This window comes from Herbaspirillum aquaticum (assembly GCF_002213425.1).
Lineage (GTDB): Bacteria > Pseudomonadota > Gammaproteobacteria > Burkholderiales > Burkholderiaceae_D > Herbaspirillum > Herbaspirillum aquaticum.
In genome coordinates, this window is record NZ_NJGV01000021.1 from 14,575 (window position 1) to 30,299 (window position 15,725).

Annotated in this window: 15 protein-coding genes; 5 read left to right on the top strand and 10 right to left on the bottom strand. The window is 63.4% G+C overall.

The window, feature by feature from the left end; genetic code table 11:
• Positions 1-12: 12 nt before the first annotated feature.
• The 3 genes from CEJ45_RS18660 to CEJ45_RS18670 all read right to left on the bottom strand — a co-directional run bounded on the left by CEJ45_RS18660 (position 13) and on the right by CEJ45_RS18670 (position 2,973).
• Positions 13-1,245 (bottom strand): efflux RND transporter periplasmic adaptor subunit, encoded by a 1,233-nt coding sequence (locus tag CEJ45_RS18660; RefSeq protein WP_088756533.1) that lies wholly within the window; start codon positions 1,243-1,245, stop codon positions 13-15.
• Positions 1,246-1,253: 8 nt separating this feature from the next.
• Complete coding sequence (locus CEJ45_RS18665; RefSeq protein WP_088756534.1) at positions 1,254-2,552, bottom strand: TolC family protein; 1,299 nt, start codon at positions 2,550-2,552, stop codon at positions 1,254-1,256.
• 67 nt (positions 2,553-2,619) lie between these two features.
• Positions 2,620-2,973 carry a cobalt transporter gene (locus CEJ45_RS18670; protein WP_088756535.1) on the bottom strand — a complete coding sequence of 118 codons (354 nt, stop codon included), beginning with the start codon at positions 2,971-2,973 and terminating at the stop codon, positions 2,620-2,622.
• Between the two features lie 488 nt (positions 2,974-3,461).
• Between CEJ45_RS18670 and CEJ45_RS18675 the strand changes: the two genes are divergently transcribed.
• Positions 3,462-4,391 carry an NADP-dependent oxidoreductase gene (locus tag CEJ45_RS18675; protein ID WP_088756536.1) on the top strand — a complete coding sequence of 310 codons (930 nt, stop codon included), beginning with the start codon at positions 3,462-3,464 and terminating at the stop codon, positions 4,389-4,391.
• Between the two features lie 69 nt (positions 4,392-4,460).
• Here CEJ45_RS18675 and CEJ45_RS18680 read toward each other — a convergent pair whose 3' ends face one another.
• Genes CEJ45_RS18680 through CEJ45_RS18690 form a run of 3 tightly spaced genes read right to left on the bottom strand, consistent with a single transcriptional unit; the run spans position 4,461 to position 7,486 of the window.
• Positions 4,461-5,048, bottom strand: a complete 588-nt coding sequence (locus CEJ45_RS18680; RefSeq protein WP_088756537.1) for a carboxymuconolactone decarboxylase family protein — start codon at positions 5,046-5,048, stop codon at positions 4,461-4,463.
• Positions 5,033-6,331, bottom strand: coding sequence for an MFS transporter (locus tag CEJ45_RS18685; RefSeq protein WP_088756538.1), 1,299 nt, complete (start codon positions 6,329-6,331; stop codon positions 5,033-5,035). The genes CEJ45_RS18680 and CEJ45_RS18685 overlap by 16 nt, the downstream gene beginning before the upstream one ends.
• Positions 6,332-6,373: 42 nt before the next feature.
• A complete protein-coding gene (locus CEJ45_RS18690) occupies positions 6,374-7,486 on the bottom strand; it encodes a porin (RefSeq protein ID WP_088756539.1) in 1,113 nt (370 codons plus the stop codon).
• 436 nt (positions 7,487-7,922) lie between these two features.
• Between CEJ45_RS18690 and CEJ45_RS18695 the strand changes: the two genes are divergently transcribed.
• Positions 7,923-8,798, top strand: coding sequence for a helix-turn-helix domain-containing protein (locus CEJ45_RS18695; RefSeq protein ID WP_088756540.1), 876 nt, complete (start codon positions 7,923-7,925; stop codon positions 8,796-8,798).
• Between the two features lie 59 nt (positions 8,799-8,857).
• On the opposite strand, the gene CEJ45_RS18700 is transcribed toward CEJ45_RS18695, so the two are convergent.
• From CEJ45_RS18700 to CEJ45_RS18715, 4 genes are read right to left on the bottom strand one after another with little or no spacing between them, the layout of a single operon-like run.
• Positions 8,858-9,634 (bottom strand): alpha/beta fold hydrolase, encoded by a 777-nt coding sequence (locus CEJ45_RS18700; RefSeq protein ID WP_088756541.1) that lies wholly within the window; start codon positions 9,632-9,634, stop codon positions 8,858-8,860.
• 1 nt (position 9,635) lies between these two features.
• On the bottom strand, positions 9,636-10,463 hold the full coding sequence (locus CEJ45_RS18705; protein ID WP_088756542.1) for a DODA-type extradiol aromatic ring-opening family dioxygenase: 828 nt from the start codon (positions 10,461-10,463) through the stop codon (positions 9,636-9,638).
• The gene (locus CEJ45_RS18710) at positions 10,456-10,761 is read right to left on the bottom strand and encodes a subunit of meta cleavage enzyme (RefSeq protein WP_088756543.1); all 306 of its coding nucleotides are present in this window, start codon (positions 10,759-10,761) and stop codon (positions 10,456-10,458) included. Before CEJ45_RS18710 ends, CEJ45_RS18705 begins: the two co-directional genes overlap by 8 nt.
• The gene (locus CEJ45_RS18715) at positions 10,758-11,921 is read right to left on the bottom strand and encodes an alpha/beta hydrolase family protein (RefSeq protein WP_088756544.1); all 1,164 of its coding nucleotides are present in this window, start codon (positions 11,919-11,921) and stop codon (positions 10,758-10,760) included. The genes CEJ45_RS18710 and CEJ45_RS18715 overlap by 4 nt, the downstream gene beginning before the upstream one ends.
• A gap of 270 nt (positions 11,922-12,191) precedes the next feature.
• Between CEJ45_RS18715 and CEJ45_RS18720 the strand changes: the two genes are divergently transcribed.
• From CEJ45_RS18720 to CEJ45_RS18730, 3 genes are all read left to right on the top strand, one after another.
• On the top strand, positions 12,192-13,313 hold the full coding sequence (locus tag CEJ45_RS18720) for an FAD-dependent oxidoreductase (RefSeq protein WP_088756545.1): 1,122 nt from the start codon (positions 12,192-12,194) through the stop codon (positions 13,311-13,313).
• A gap of 64 nt (positions 13,314-13,377) precedes the next feature.
• Positions 13,378-14,454, top strand: coding sequence for an aromatic ring-hydroxylating oxygenase subunit alpha (locus CEJ45_RS18725; RefSeq protein WP_088756626.1), 1,077 nt, complete (start codon positions 13,378-13,380; stop codon positions 14,452-14,454).
• Positions 14,455-14,564: 110 nt separating this feature from the next.
• Positions 14,565-15,539, top strand: coding sequence for a PDR/VanB family oxidoreductase (locus tag CEJ45_RS18730; protein WP_088756546.1), 975 nt, complete (start codon positions 14,565-14,567; stop codon positions 15,537-15,539).
• The last annotated feature ends 186 nt before the right edge of the window (positions 15,540-15,725 follow it).

The following is a 15,725-nucleotide window of genomic DNA, read 5'->3' on the forward strand; positions in this document are numbered from 1 at the left end:
AAGTCGCGCGGCTCAGTGGCTGTGCTCGGCAGAGCCCTTGCCCAGTTCGGCCTTGATGGCGAAGCTGCCGGTGGCGGCATAGTCGGTCCCGGCATCCAGGCCGGAGGTGATTTCAACGAGCTGTCCATCGGAGCGTCCGAGGCTGACTTCCCGCGCCGCGAAGCCGTCGGCCACACGCACGAACACCACGCTCTTGCCCTCGACCGTCTGGATGGCGTCTGCCAGGACCGCCACCGGTACCGCGGTCTCCCCGGCGACCACCTCGACATTGACGAACAGGCCCGGACGCCACAGGTCGGCCGCATTGGGCAACACCACATGCGCCTTGGCGGTACGGCTCTGTTCACCGATCAGGGCACCGACGTGGGAGATCGTGCCTTCGGCACTGGCGTCGAAAGCGGTGGCGCGCACCACGGCCTTCTTGCCCGCACGGACTACCTGCAGGTCCTTGGGCGAGACGATGATCTCGGCCCAGACACTGGACAGATCGGAGATCAGGAAGACGTTGGCATCCTCGCGCACGGCCTCGCCCAGGCCGAGATGTTTCTCGACCACGATGCCGTCGAAGGGCGCGCGGATTTCATAGCGGTTCAGGTTACCGGAGGATGTCCCGGCAGCACCGATGGCACGCAGCTTCTGCTGCGCATTGCGCACCGCCACCTCGGCCTCGCGCAGCGCGGCTTGCGCTTGCAGGTAATCCTGCTCGGCCGAAATCTTCTGTTCCCACAGGTGTTTCTCGCGCTGGTAGGTAGTGCGGGCCAGCGACAGGCGCTGTTCTGCGTTGAGCAGTTCGGAGCGCTGCTCGGAGACGGCGCTGCTGTTGATGACGGCCAGCACCTGCCCTTTCCTGACCTTCTCCCCGAGCTTGGCCGATACCGACTCCACCGTGCCGGCCACCTGTGGCACCACGTGGGCTGTGCGGTCTTCATTGAAGCGGATCTCGCCCGGCAACTGCAGGCCGGACCTGATCTGCTGGGGACCGGCGGTCTTGAGGACGATGCCGGCGGCGGCGATCTGCTCCTTGCTCAGGGCGATCTTGCCTTCTTCCTTGTGCTCACCGTCCTTGTGCTCGCCAACCTTCTCCTCATCATGATGGTCGTCTTCCTTGTGCCCTCCTTCTTCCTGGTGGGCGTCCGGCTTGGCACTGCTGCTTTGGGCAGGGTTGCCCTTCATCAGGAGGATCCCCGAGACGAGCGCTGCAATGGCGATGATCGCCGCGATGGTCAATGTCTGCTTCTTGGTCATGTGTGTTCTCACTCAGCTGGAGGGGTCTCGGTACCGGCCAGGCGATCGAGGTCGGCGGCGGCCTGGAAGGCGGCGGAAAGCGCTTTCCAGTACTGCGCCTTGGCCTGGAAATAGGTGCGTTGTGCATCGAGCACATCCAGGTAGCCGAACTTGCCGAGTTCGAATCCTGTGCGGGCAGCCTGGTAGGCCGATTGCGCGGCGGGGACGATGTCACTGCGCAAGGCAGTGGCTTCTTCCCTGGCATTGCGCAGGCGCTCGAAAGCCTGCGCGGCTTCGCCCTGCATCTGCAGCTCAGTGAGCGCCAGCGCATCGCGCGCGATATCGACGCGCTTGAGGGCTTCCAGCTCATTGCCCTGGTTGCTGTCGAAAACTGGAATGGGAACGGAAACGCCCACGACCCACATGTTCCTGGCGTTGGACTCATCGCGCTTGTTGCCCAGGGTCAGGCTCACATCGGGTGTGCGCTTGCTGGTCTCGATGCTGGCCAATGCGCGGCGGCGCTCCACTTCCAGCCGGGCCAGCCGCACGGCCGGACCATTGGCCACCTTCTCGGTCAGCTGTGCAATGGCCGGCAGGGGCGGCAGGGATTCCACGCCCTCATCGCTCAAGGGTTGGCGGCCGACCGTGGCACCCCAGGACATCGCCAGCTTTTGCCGGGCGAGGCTGAGCTCGCTGTTGGCCTGGTTGAATTCCAGCTGGGCAGCGGAGCGCGCCACCTGCGCCTTGGTCTGCTCGACGGGGGAAATCTTGCCGGCCATGACGCGGCGTTGCGTCATCGCGGCCGAGGTCCCGGCCAGTTCCAGCAGTTCCCGGGCCAGTCGTTGACGCTCCGTGGCCACCATCACCTCGTAATACGCGGCCACCACGGCGGCGCGCAGTTCGCTGCGCTTGGCGGCGTAGTCCAGCACGGCCATGTCGCGTGCGCGCTGCGCGGCCTCGATGCGGGCGCTGCGCTTGCCGCCCAGTTCGATGGGCTGGTTGATCTGGTAGGTGGTGGTACGGCTGGACTTGCGGGTGTCCTCGATCAGTGCCGAGAACTCCGGATTGGGCCGGGCACCGGCTTGCAGGAGCGTGGCGTCAGCGGCCTCGATCTCTTTCCTGGCGGCGGCCAGCGTCTTGTTCTGCTCAAGGGCCAGGCTGATGGCGGCTGGCAGCGAGAGCGGGCCTGTCTCCTTGTCCAGGGCGGATGCGGTGACGGGCGCAATGGATTGCGGGGTGAATTGCGCGGGTGATTGCGCGGGTGATTGCGCATGGCTGGCGCTGGCCGCAAGCAGCGCCAGCCCCAGCATGAAGCTGTGACGAAACATCGAATTCTCCGGTGATGAAAAGGGGAATTCGGCGAGAGCAGATGATGGGGGAATTGTCCTCGCCGACTCAGGCGGCGAGCAGCCAGTTGGGCTTGTCAGGGCCGTCGGCGATGTGCGAGGCGGGGTGGGAAACTTGCTTGATATGGGCTGGCAAACGAGTGGCCTGCGGTGCGTAGAGGAGCGTACCTGCGGCCTGTACCGACTTCATGGCGAAGAATTGGCACAGGGAACAATCCAGGTCGAGGTCCCCGGCTTTGGAATCCTTGGATTCGGCCTGCGCGTGCGTCTCGGCAGCGGGGTGGTCATGATGTCCGAGATGGGCGGGCGCAGTCTCCCTTTCCGCTTGGCAATACGATGCCACTGCCGCCCAGGAGAGCTGCATCGGCAACAGGAAAGCAAGCAGGAGAATCAGTGCACGCATAGCTGAAAAGGAGAATGACTACGGACCCATCCGGTCGGCATCCGGGGATGAACAAGCGGCGCCGGCAAGATGCGGCAGCGATTATGCCCCGGTGTTGAGCGCGGCGTCAAAGGCCTTGCCGAGCACCACGCCACACCGGCAGCACGCGGCTTGGCTGCGCGCAGGGTTGGAAAGGATTCTAGGAAGGAAGCCTCGACAGAAAGATGGCGCAATCATTACGGATTTGTAATGACTGCGCGCGAGACATCAGGTATGGGGAATTGGTGCTCTTCGATAGACGATGGCGATCCGCTTCGGTTGAAGCGCCACGGAGCGGCCGTATCGCACCGGCTTGCAGCGCAATCAGCCAGGCTTATCGCTGGCATCGAAGGGGTTGATTTGCACAGGCGTGATGCTTCTCTCTAGTATCCGGTGCTGAGGCAATCCAGGAAGCGCTGAAGGTGTGCTGCCTCACCGCTTCCACAACGAACAACATCGAAAGACGCACGATGAACGCAAAGGCAATCCGCTATCACCGCTATGGCCCCCCCGAGGTCATGGCATTGGAATCGATTGAAGAACCTGCCCTGGCGCCGGGCCAGGTTCGGGTCAGCCTGCGGGCTGCCGGCGTGGCTCCCGTGGATACCAAGCTGCGGGCAGGCCTGTTGCAGGGGCGCATGGAGCTGACGCTGCCGAAGGTCCCGGGCCGTGATGGCGCGGGCGTGATCGCCGAGTCGGCAGCGGAAGGATTTCATGTCGGCCAGGCCGTCTGCGTGATTGCCGACATGCTGGGCCAGGGCACCTATGCCGAGACCATCGTCCTCCCGGCCGAGCGCGTGGTTGCGCAGCCGGACACGCTCTCGGTCCGGCAGGCCGCCGCCCTGTTGCAGCCAGGTGCCAGCGCATGGATTCCCGTCGTCCGGACGGCGCAGGTGCAAAGCGGGATGAAGGTACTGGTACACGCTGGATCAGGTGCGGTGGGCAGCCTGATGGTCAGGTTGGCGGCGCACCTGGGTGCCGAAGTGTGGGCCACCTGCAGCAGCGCCAACAAGGATGATGTCCTGGCACTGGGCGCGGCCGGGGTGATCGCCTATGACAAGGAAGATTTCTCGGCCTTGCGGGGATTCGATGTCGTCTTCGACCTGGTGGGCGGCGACACCCACGACCGCTCCTATCCCGTCCTCAAGCCGGGCGGGCAACTGGTGTGGCTGGTCGCCGCTCCCATCAGGGAACGCGGGGAGGAATTCAAGGTGCGTGTAGTCCGCTCGATGATCGATGACGATCCGCAGTGTCTGCGCGAGGTCGCGATGCTCGCGCAGCAAGGCGTCATGGTGCCAACGGTCGGTCAATGCTTCCCGCTGGCCGAGGCAACGCGCGCGCATGCCCTGCTGGAGTCGGGCAAGACAGCGCGCGGGAGGATCGTGCTCGATATCGGGTGATTCACACTTTCAAACTGTGAGCCAAGATGTTTGAATTCCGGCCAAGCTGCCCTGGACTGGCCGGGTCCGTCAAGCCACCGTATCGCCAGGCGGTTCATCAAACGGCAGGGCGCCGTCGCCGTGTCGCACCTCGAAGACGTTCAGGGTCATCGCCACCAGGCTGTAGTAGCCCAGCAGGCCAACCAGATTGACCAGCACCTCGATACCGAAACGTTGTTCCGCTTCCCGATACAAGGGCTCACCGATGCGCCGGGTGTCGTAGAGTTGCTGCACCAGCTCCCAGACCATCTGTTGCTCGCGCTGCACGAAGGCCGGGCGCAGGCCGAGACGAATCCGTTCGATATTGTCCGCATCCAGTCCGGCTTCGATGCCGATGGGATAGTGAATCTGCCATTCCGCCTGGGCCTGCCACCTTGCAGCTGTACACAGAATGGCCAACTCCGACAGGGCCAGCGGGAGCCGGGTGTGATAGCGGCAGAATGCGCCCAGCTTCTGCGCAGGCTGTGCCAGCCCGGGACTGTGGATCCATGACAGGAAGGGGCCGGCCAGGTTGCCGCGCGGCCCCTTCAGGATATCGTCCAGGACCTCTTTTTGTGCCGGAGTGGCGGTAGCAATCTCCACCACCGGCAAACGCGGCACGTTCATGTCTTGCTGCATGGATTTCCTTGTGGAAGATGGGAATGGGGCGAGTGCCCCGGGACCTGCGCGGTGCGGCCTCCCCGGTACAACAGCACCAACAGCCAGGCGCACACCAGGGTAGCTGCGGAAAATGTCAGGAGACCGGAGCGATAGCTGCCGGAGGCCTGGCGCATGATCGGCAGCAGCGCCGCACCGGCACCGGCACCAAACTGGAAAACGGCGAAGATCACGCCGTAGAGCTTGCCGAAGGCACGCATGCCAAAGTAGCGCTTGAGCAGATAGCTCAAGACATCGAACTCGGCACCCAGCACCATCCCCAGCAGCGCTGCACACAGGAAGACCACGTTGCCGCTGACCCCGTAGGCATACAGTGCGCAGGCGACAGTGCCGCCGAGCACGAGTGCACACATGACCAATGCGGCAGAGAGGTAGTCGATCAGCAAGCCGGTGAGCAAGCGCCCGACGATGACGAAAATGCCGAAGGTCGCCTGTACCAGCGCGGCACGCTGCGCCGTCACGCCGGCATCGATGAGCATGGGAATCTGGTGCACCACCATTGCCGTGTTGATGACGCCCAGCAGGGCGAAGATGCCGATGAGCAGCTTGAAAGAGCGGCTGCGGACCGCCACGTGGAAATCCACGCCTGGCACGCTTTGCGTGCGCCCTTTCCGGGGTTCGGTGCCTGGCTTCTCGCGGATGAAGAAGAACGCCAGCGGCAGCGTCAATGCAACCAATGCCGCCAGCCCCAGGAAACCGGTGCGCCAGCCGTGCTGCGCGATGACCGTCCCGATGAGCAGCGCGATCACGGCTCCCCCAATGCCAATGCCGGCATTGGCAATACCGATGGCCAGTCCCAGGCGCCGGTCGAACCAGGAGCTGACCACGCGCAGGTACGACAAGGGGAAAATGCCGATACCGATGGCCGGCAAGGCTACCCACGCCGCGTAATACAGCCACGGTACCGGCGGCATGAAATACATCAGCCCCACGGCCGCGCAGAACAGCGGGATGCAGGGAAGGATGATGGCGCGCGCTCCAAACCGGTCGGCCAGGTAGCCCTGGATCGGCGAAATGAGCATCACGGTATAGGAGACGATGGAACTGGCCAAGGCGATCTCGGTACGGCTCCATCCGAAATCGACTTCGAGGGGCTTGATGAATAGCCCCAGGCTGAGCACGGCGACAGTGCTCGGTCCGAACATCAGCGCCACCATCGACGCGATCACGACCAGCCATCCGCGATATCGCCAGGACTCCTCCCCGACGGCCGGGACGGGTACTTCACTGGACAAGGGTTTCATGCTGTCTCCATTCTCTTCTTGTGGATGCGGGGCTGGTCCGGCTTAGAAACGCGTGGCCATGCCGATGCGAAAAATACCCTGGCTACCGGTACTGGAAGCTGATCCGGGGCCATACAGTCCGTTGATCCAGGCCTGCGTGGTGGCGTTGTCACCACCGGCTTTCTGGTACACGGCTTGCAGATAGAGGTCGGTACGCTTGGAGAGCCAGTACTGCAGGGTCGCATTTCCCTGGTGGGCGTAATTGTGGGCCAATTGCGCATTGCCCTTCATGTACTCATAGGAGACTCCCAGGTTCCAGGCCGCATTCATCTGCCAGTTCACGCCAGCCTGATAGACGTTGACTTCGCCCTTGGTCAGGGTGTTGCGCGTGTTGGTGTAGAGCAGATTGAGTTTGTAGTCGCCCAGCCGGTAGCGTGCGCCCAAGCCCCAGTTGCGAATGCCATCGTGGCCATTGCCCATGGAAGAATAGCGGGCGTCGGTGTAGGCAGCGCCCAGGCCGAAATCTCCCTGGACATAGTTGCTGCCCAGGCTGATGGTCCGCGAGGAAGCGGTATCACCAGCCACTTCGCCGAAGCCATACATGCCGCCGAATGTGACGCCTCCGATCGCCGGACTCAGGTACTTGACCGAATTGGCCACGCGCGCAAGACCGGCCAGTCGGTCGAAGTCGGATGCACCGGTCGGGTTGTTGGGCACTGCCAGCGCATTGAAGGGTCCTTGACGGAAAGTGTAGTAGCCGCCATACGTGAGCGCGGAGTCAAACCCGCCGAACATGAGCGCATCATGCATGAATTCATACTGGTTGCCAGCGCTCAGCGTGCCCCATCGCTGGTCCCGCAGGCCCACCAGTGCCTGGCGGCCGAAGATCAGGTTGTTGCCGGGCAAGGAGGCACCCGTGCTCAGGTTGAATTGGCTCTCCAGCTGGAAGATGGCGGCCATGCCGCCCCCCAGGTCTTCCTGGCCCTTGATGAACAGGATGTTGGGAACGCCGATGCCGTTGTCGGCCCGCAGGTTGCTCTTGCCGCCCTGGTTGCTGACATGGGACACACCGGCATCCATGACGCCGGAAATGGTCACGCTGCTTTGTGCAAAAACGGCCATGGGCAAGGCAGCAAGGAGGGCCAATGCCCCCAGCTTCGATAGCGAATGTTGCATGTCTCTCTTTCCTCTCTCGTTGTCTGGAAACGTGCGCGCCGAGCCAGCGGGCCGGCGCGCCATTCCCTGTCGTTGTGATGATGCTGGCTCACCGCTGGAGGCGGCGATGCCGGTGGCGCAGAGCGCCAGGCAATGAAACGGCTGAGTCTCCCGGGCATGGCGTTCGGGCGCTGCTTGTCCGATTGATGCGAGCCACTGAACCAGGTCTCCCGCTGCCCTTCGGGAGTAGCGATAATCTATTCCTCCACGATCCCCCGTCTTGCTCCAGTCCGCGCTAGAATTTGACTCACAAGGCGCCACCGGCGGCGAACGCATCTCGCGCAACCGCTGATCACGCACAGAGCGCCGCGATCATAAGGAGACAGCCATTTTTATCCGCACCTTCTCTACCGCTGAGAGTCCTTCCCGCGAGGGCGCCCGATTGTTTGAAAGGCAGATGGCCAGCCTGTTTTCCATCGGCCTGTCGCTGGACTCGGGAAAAGACCAGCCGCTCAGTACGCAGATGCAGGCCTATTGCAGCCGTAGCCTGCAATTTGCATCCATCCGCTTCTCTCCCCACGAAACGTCGGCACCTGCCAGCCGCAAGGAAACGCGCCGTTGGCTGGTGACGCTCCAGAAGGAGGGGGAAGCGCAGGTCTCCCAGGGAGGCAGACGCAGCCATGTCCGCCCCGGTGACATGGTGTTGATCGACCTGGCATCGCCGTTCCATATCGAAACCGGTCACATCGTGACGCACTCCACCTATGTGGATTCGGAACTGCTGAGGCGCGTGGTGCCCGATGCGCATCTGCGCACGGCCATCCGTATCGAGACCGCAAACGGACCCGGTGCCATTTTCCGTGCGATGAACGACGCCATGTTCGACATGGCCCCCGAGCTCGACGAAACGACCGCGGCACGCATCGCCCAGGCCCTGCCCTACACGCTGGCAGTGGCCCTTTCCGGCTGGGACCGCGACATCACCGCGTTGCCGTCCAAGCTGCACGTATTCCACCTCGAGCGCATCCGTACCTTTGTGCGCGACAACCTGCACGACTCCTCGCTGGATGCGGAAATGATTTCGCAGGCGGTCAATCTGTCGACCCGCCATATCTATCAGCTCTTCACGGCCGAACAGACATCGCTGATGAAGTGGGTCTGGTCGGAAAGGCTGGAGCGATGCCGGGAAGACCTGGTGTCACGGCAACTGTCGAACCGTCCGATCGGCGAAATCGCTTATGGCTGGGGATTCAGTGATGTGGCCCATTTCAGCCGGGCCTTCAAGGAGAAGTTCGGGCTGACGCCGCGTGAGTATCGCAAGCAGCAAGCCTGAGCGAGGGCCAGGACATGCGTCCCGCGTAGCAGCGGGACGCATGATGAAGCGGCGCGCGATCAGGTGGAGAGGAACTGTCCGACGGTTTCGGTAAATTCCGATGCGGCCTCGACGTTGCTGATATGGCCCGAGGGCAGCACGATGAAACGCGCACCGTGAATCGCCCCGGCCAGGCTGGCGCAGATTTCCGGTTTGACCGCAGCGTCTCTTTCGCCGGCGATCACCAGGGTGGGCGCCACGATCTCGTGCAGTCGGGCAAGGTGGTTCATTTCCTTGATGGCGTCCACTGCCTCGAAATAAGCTTCCCGCGTCGTGGCGCGCACCATGGATTCAATCCAGCGCACGGTCAGCGGCGCGCGCTGCCGGTAAGCCTCATCGAACCAGCGTTCGATGGTCGAGCTGACATGCTGCTCCGCGCCCAGCTCACGGTATGCCTGCTGCCGCTGGTTCCATAGCTGCACCACCGGGGCAGGCGTGGCCGCACCGGCATTGGCCAGCACCAGCTTGTGGATGCGCCCGGGAAAGGCCAGCGCGAACGCCTGCGCAACCATCGCTCCCAAGGACACGCCGACCAGCGAAACACGGTCGATGCCGGCCTGGTCCAGCGTCCTCCCGAGCTGCCGAGCGAAGTCTGCCAGGACAGGGCGGCCGCCCATGGGCTTGCTCGCACCGTGCCCCGGAAGGTCAACCAGCACAAGACGCAGGCTGCGCGACCAGACCGGTACCTGCAGTCGCCAGATATCGCTGTTGGCGCACACAGGATGCAGCAGCACGACGGCATGGCCGGTCTCCTGGCTTGGCGAGCCAGCTGCAGGAGCAATGATCTGTGCGTTCATCTCAGCCTTTCACGTTCCATTGGGCCAGTCCGATTCCCGTGTACCACTTGGAGACCGCCTTGTAGTACAAGGTCTCGAACGCAGCGCCCTCGGCCGCACCATGGGCGATGAGCCAGTTGCGGATTTCTTCGGCGCCGTTGCCGGCCTGTGCCACGTGGCCGGTCGCATGGTCCACGATCACCTGCGTATTGCCGCTGGACAGATTGGCAAGGAACTGGCGGTCGAATTCCTCATTGACCATTCCCATGCGGGGTGTGGCGATGTCGTGGCTGATGCCGCCGGTAGCAAGAATGGCGATGCGCTTGCCGGGCTCGAAGCTGGCAATTGCCTTGCGCAGGAACCGGCCCCAATCCACGCAGCGCCGCATGGTGGGCAGCGGCGGCTGTACGCAATTGACGAGCAGGGGAACGATGGGAACATGCGGCACCAGGCCGGCCAGCAGCAGCGGCGTAAGCGAGCCATGGTCCAGCACCAGTTCCATCGAGAATGACGGATCGAAGCCGCTTTCCAGCGCCTCGCCAAGGAGGTGTGCACCGAGTGCGGCATTGCCCGGCAGGACTTGCTTGTCAGCCTTCAACCAGTGTTCGACCGGGGTTTGATAGCTGTCTGCCGCGCCGATGCAGAAGGCCGGGAAATTATTGAAGAAGAAGTTGTGGACATGGTCATCCGAGATGACGATGACCGTATCTGGCTGCGACGCGGCGATGCGCCGCCCCATGTCCTTGAACGCAGCAAAAATGGCCTCCCGGTCTTCACCGGGAATGGCATCCGGAAAGTTCAGCATGACCGGCGTGTGGCTCGCCGCATAGATTCCGACCAGTTCAGCCATGATGGTCTCCTTGCGCGATGGCCTTGAGCGAAGTCACGAAATCCAGTTCCGAAATCCGCAAGCCCAGGCAATGGGCGCGCAGCAGATAGGGATTGGCCCCGGCCAGGTACATGGCGCCGATGTCATTGTCGCGCACCGCTGCCCGCAGGGTCTCGGGCATCGGCACTGCCGCCAGGTACTGCTCGGGCGAGGCCAGGTAGCGCTTCAGGTGTCCGTCGTTGTGGTGGACTTCGAAGAGCACCTTGTTCATCCAGTAGGCAGATTGCGAGGGGATCTGCTGCACCCAGTTTCCGCTCATGCTGCCCCCGCCCGGTTCTTGACGTGGGCCGACAGCCACTGGACGATGGTCGGCAATGTCTGCGGCGTATTGCCCATGTGGCCACCGGGGAACAGGCGCACCGCCTTGGGCGAGCCGTGCTCGGTCAGCAGATGCAGGTCGGCAATGGGACACTGCCTGTCCTCCTTGCCGTTGACCAGCAGCATCGGCGCGCTGGGACGGTCCAGCAGGCCCTGGTCCACCAGGGAAAGCCGCCTGAAACCTTCGATGTATTCACCATCGGTGCTCACCCCGAGCATGCGCTGGCGCGTTTCCACCAGTTCCATGAGGTAGCTGTCGGGATATCGCGAGGATTCGACCCACTCGGGTTGGAACATGTAGTGCGCGCCACCGCCCCAGTTGACGGCGGCAGCGATGTGCTCGGGATGCAGGTGGGCCAGCTTGGTGGCCCAATAGCCACCGAAAGAGCGTCCCAGGATGCCGACCTTGTCCGCGTCCAGGTCGGCCTGCCGGGCGGCCCATTCGAAGACGGGCAGGAACTGGCGCTCTGCATCCTGCACGCCCTTGACCGGCGACTCGCCGGTGCCGGCGTTGTCCATGGCGATGGTGGCCACGCCCGCAGCCAGGAAGGCATTGCAGGCTGCGGTCATCTGTTCCTTCCAGGCGTCGACCCCGCCCCACATCACCACGACCGGCGGGCGTGCAATGCCTTGCGGCCGACGCAGCAGGAAGACGATCTCGCTGCCTTCGCCGCTGCGGCCTGCAAAAGGAATGCAGATGCGCTGCACCGGGTTATCCCAGCAAGCGCCGGCCAGCACATAGGTCTCCCGTTCGGCACGGGCACAACGCTCCTTGTCCGGGTGATTCGGGCAAGGAAAACGACCCATGAAATAAAAGCCGCTGGCCTTCATGTAGAGGGTGGCGGCGGCGCCCTGGTCGCCATTTTCGCGGGCACGGTCGGCCAGGGTACGGGCCTGGTCGCCGGCCTTGCCCCAGACCGCTGCCCAGGATGCGCCATCCAGTCCCTGCAGCGCGTCGATGAGGCGCTCACCGTCTTCCTGCGATACCAGGTTCATGGGATGGACCTTGGCGGCCAGTTTGTCCTTCATCCATTGCTTGGCCTCGGCCAGTGTCTTGGGACGGCCCTGCACGTTGCCGGCCACGTCTGCGTTCTCGCTCAATTGGTCACCTCTGTCAGTTGCAAGCCCTCATCATGGCGGGCCCGGAGTTGACATCGTAGGTGCGCGCGCAACGGCCACTTTGCCTCCTGTGCTGTGGCTTTTGACTTTCAGCGCACCATCGTGCAAACGCAGCTTCGCTCCGAGACAAATCGCACGGCCAGTTCAGGCAAATTTCATTCATGCATGCCGCTACGCTGGCAGGGTCAACAACATTCGGGCTCACACGGCGATGCGTGCTGCGTGCCAGCCCATCCATGGAGGTTCGTGCAGATGCAACAGAAGAAGATTCTTGTCGTGGGCGGCGGTATCGGTGGCATGTCGGCCGCCATTTCGCTGGCCAGGTCGGGTCACGCGGTGGAACTCATCGATCTGGATCCGCAATGGCGCGTCTATGGCGCCGGCATCACCATCACCGGCCCGACGCTGCGCGCATTCAAGGCACTGGGGGTGCTGCCGGAGATCGAGGCCCAGGCCTATACCGGCCACGGTATCCAGGTCTGCTCTGCCGATGGCGCACGCCTGGCCGTGCTTCCCACGCCGGTACGTCCGGAGGACGGCATTCCGGGCTGCGGTGGCATCATGCGGCCGGTACTGCACAAGATCCTCTCGGCAAGGGTGGCAGGGGCCGGCGTGAAGGTAAGGCTGGGCCTGTCGGTTGAAAAAATCGAACAAGTGCATGGCCAGGTCGAGGCCGAGCTCACCGATGGATCGCGTGGCCGCTATGACCTGGTCATCGGCGCCGACGGACTGTTCTCGCGCATGCGAAGCCTGCTCTTCCCCCAGGCCCCGGCGCCGCAATACACGGGCCAGAGCGCCTGGCGTGCCCAGTTGCCACGGCCACCCGAGATCGACCGGCGCCATTTCTTCCTCGGTGGTCCCTACAAGGTCGGCCTGACTCCGGTATCGAAGGACCGGATGTACATGTTCCTGCTGGAAAATTCCCCCGAGAAACGCCGCCTTCCCGAGGCATCGCTCCCGCAGGAACTGGAGCGCCTGACCCGTTCGTATGGCGGCATCATCGGCGACATCGGCCGCTCGCTGACGGCTGAGAACACCATCGTGCAGCGTCCGCTGGAAGCCTTCCTGCTGCCGGGTCCATGGTTCAGGGGCCGCGTGCTGCTCATCGGGGATGCGGCCCATCCGACCACCCCCCAGCTGGCCTCCGGCGCTGGGCTGGCCGCCGAAGATGCGCTGGTCCTGGCTGAAGAACTGGGCGACGGCAGCGATATCGACGGCGCCTTGCAGCGCTACATGGCACGACGCTATGAACGCTGCCTGCTGGTGGTACAGAACTCGCTGGAGATCGGCCGACGCGAACAGGCAGGCCGTCCCATCGCCGAACAGACCGTCCTGGTTGAACAATCACTGAAGGTACTCGCAGAACCCATCTGAGCCGCCCTGACGCCGGCCGGCAGCAAGCGGTAGAAACCGCACCCACTACAACATGGAGACCAGCATGACACAGCCTTCCCAAGAGATCATCCGCGGTGCTCGCGCCGCCATGAGCCGTCTCGCCGACCGCAATACGCCCTTCATCTTCAACGAATGGTATGTCGCTGCCTTCAGCGATGAAGTGGGCCGTTCACTGCTCAAGCGCACGCTGCTGGGCAAGCGCCTGGTCCTGTTCCGCACTGGAGAGGGCAAGCCCGTCGCCATGGATGATCGCTGCGTACACCGCTCCTATCCCTTGTCAGCGGGACAGCTCGACGGCGATACCGTAGTCTGCGGCTACCATGGCCTGCGCTATGACCAGAACGGCGACTGCATCGAAGCACCGGCCGTGGCGAAGTGTCCCAAGAACATTGGTGTGCGAACCTACCCGCTGGCAGAACGCGGCCCGGTCCTCTGGATCTGGATGGGCGACCCGGCGCTGGCCGATGAATCCGCGATTGCGGCGCTGCCGTGGATGCAGGACAGCGCGTGGGCGGGTGCCAAGGGCTACTATGACCTGAAGTCCAGCTATGTCTACCTGCATGAGAATCTGCTCGACACCTCGCACCTGAGCTACATGCATGCCAATACCATCGGATCGCCGGACTATGTGAAAGCACCCACGACCTCTGAAATCGGCGAGGGCAGGTTCGCGCTGGTGCGCACCGTCTCGCCAACCAAACTTCCGCCGGTCTGGGCCAAGCCCACCGGCCTGGAAGGTGTACCGACCGCATCGCGCATCGTGCGCAATGAATTCCTCAGTCCCGCACTCTATGAAGTCACTACGCGCCTGTATGACTCGGCCCTGCCGGAAGGCGAACGGTCGGAGTTCCTCATCAAGGTCGCCCATATGGCCAGCCCGGCCACGCACAACACCACCCACTACTTCATCTATCTCGGCCGCGATTTTGCCCAGGACGATGCAGCAGCGACGCAATTCATGGCGACCAATTTCTTCAAGGCTTTCGATGAGGATGTGGCTGGACTGAGCCTGCTGGAAGAGGTCATTGCTGAGCAGGGTGAAGAACTGTACGAAATTTCCATCGCCAGCGATGCACTCGGAGTGGCCATGCGCCGCTACCTGAAGGGGCGTGCTGACTAGGAAGCCAGTGCCCAGGCAAGTGCCGCCCCGGCACCTGCTGCCACAGCCGGCCGCGCGCCGGTGGTCATGATGCAGCAGTCATGACGCCGGCAGCCAGCAGGAATGAAACCATGAACCCCGCTACAGGCAGTCACGGCTGGATGACCGTCACGGTGACGGCCAAGGTAATGGAAGCGGAGGGCATCTGCGCTTTCCGCCTCCAGGCGGCCTCCACAGAGATGCTGCCGCGCTTCACCGCGGGCGCGCATATCGATGTGGAAGTTGCACCCGGCCTGGTCCGCCAATACTCGCTGTGCAATCCGTCGAACCAGGAGCGCGGCTATGAAATCGCCGTGCTCCTGGCCGAGCCCTCCCGTGGCGGCTCGGCGGCGATGCATGCGGTCACGGTCGGCCAGCAGATCCGTATCAGTGCGCCCAGGAACAACTTCGGCCTCATCCCGGGCAGCGGCCGCGCCATCCTGGTGGCGGGTGGCGTGGGGATCACGCCTATCCTGGCCATGGCCGAAGAACTGCACGCGCAAGCGCGGCCATTCGAACTCCACTTCAGCACCCGCTCGCCCGCCCGCGCAGCGTTTCGACAGCGCCTGGCCCACGGGCCGTTTGCGGCGCATGTCCGCTTCTACTCAGATAGCGAAGACCAGAAGATCGACCTCGCCGACATCGCCCGCTCTCGCGGTCCCGATGACCATCTCTACGTCTGCGGTCCGACCGGCTTCATGGACTTCGTCCTGGGCGAATCGGAACGACTGGGATGGCACAAGGATCAGCTCCACAAGGAGTATTTCTCCGCCCCGGCAAGCGCTGGAGAACAGGACGGTGAGGCGTTCGAAGTCAGGATCGCCAGCACCGGCGAGGTGTTCCCCATCCCTGCAGACAAAAGTGTGGTCGAAGTACTGGCCCGGCATGGCATCGAGATCCCGACCTCATGCGAACAGGGCATCTGCGGGACCTGCATCACGGGCGTCCTCAGCGGTGTCATCGACCATCGGGATTTCGTGCTGAGCGATGCGGAGAAGGCACGCCATGACCAGTTCACGCCCTGTTGTTCGAGGGCGGCTTGCCGGATGATCGAACTGGACTTGTAGCGCATCGGTGTGCGGCGGGCCGTCCAAAAGACCAGCGCGCGAACGAGACGGCAATAGCCGTTCTTCGCTGCGCCGCCCCGGGCTCCCGCGTGGTGCAGGCATCGGCCGCCGACCTGCCCTGCCTGGCCCCCATTCATTCCTTGCAGTTATGAATGGCGAAAAAAAAGGAAATAGTCCCCGTCCCAC

Coding starts and splice junctions, on each gene's coding strand:
- CEJ45_RS18660 (WP_088756533.1), bottom strand. CDS start 1,245: ATGACCAAGAAGCAGACATTGACCATCGCGGCGATCATCGCCATTGCA.
- CEJ45_RS18665 (WP_088756534.1), bottom strand. CDS start 2,552: ATGTTTCGTCACAGCTTCATGCTGGGGCTGGCGCTGCTTGCGGCCAGC.
- CEJ45_RS18670 (WP_088756535.1), bottom strand. CDS start 2,973: ATGCGTGCACTGATTCTCCTGCTTGCTTTCCTGTTGCCGATGCAGCTC.
- CEJ45_RS18675 (WP_088756536.1), top strand. CDS start 3,462: ATGAACGCAAAGGCAATCCGCTATCACCGCTATGGCCCCCCCGAGGTC.
- CEJ45_RS18680 (WP_088756537.1), bottom strand. CDS start 5,048: ATGCAGCAAGACATGAACGTGCCGCGTTTGCCGGTGGTGGAGATTGCT.
- CEJ45_RS18685 (WP_088756538.1), bottom strand. CDS start 6,331: ATGAAACCCTTGTCCAGTGAAGTACCCGTCCCGGCCGTCGGGGAGGAG.
- CEJ45_RS18690 (WP_088756539.1), bottom strand. CDS start 7,486: ATGCAACATTCGCTATCGAAGCTGGGGGCATTGGCCCTCCTTGCTGCC.
- CEJ45_RS18695 (WP_088756540.1), top strand. CDS start 7,923: ATGGCCAGCCTGTTTTCCATCGGCCTGTCGCTGGACTCGGGAAAAGAC.
- CEJ45_RS18700 (WP_088756541.1), bottom strand. CDS start 9,634: ATGAACGCACAGATCATTGCTCCTGCAGCTGGCTCGCCAAGCCAGGAG.
- CEJ45_RS18705 (WP_088756542.1), bottom strand. CDS start 10,463: ATGGCTGAACTGGTCGGAATCTATGCGGCGAGCCACACGCCGGTCATG.
- CEJ45_RS18710 (WP_088756543.1), bottom strand. CDS start 10,761: ATGAGCGGAAACTGGGTGCAGCAGATCCCCTCGCAATCTGCCTACTGG.
- CEJ45_RS18720 (WP_088756545.1), top strand. CDS start 12,192: ATGCAACAGAAGAAGATTCTTGTCGTGGGCGGCGGTATCGGTGGCATG.
- CEJ45_RS18725 (WP_088756626.1), top strand. CDS start 13,378: ATGACACAGCCTTCCCAAGAGATCATCCGCGGTGCTCGCGCCGCCATG.
- CEJ45_RS18730 (WP_088756546.1), top strand. CDS start 14,565: ATGAACCCCGCTACAGGCAGTCACGGCTGGATGACCGTCACGGTGACG.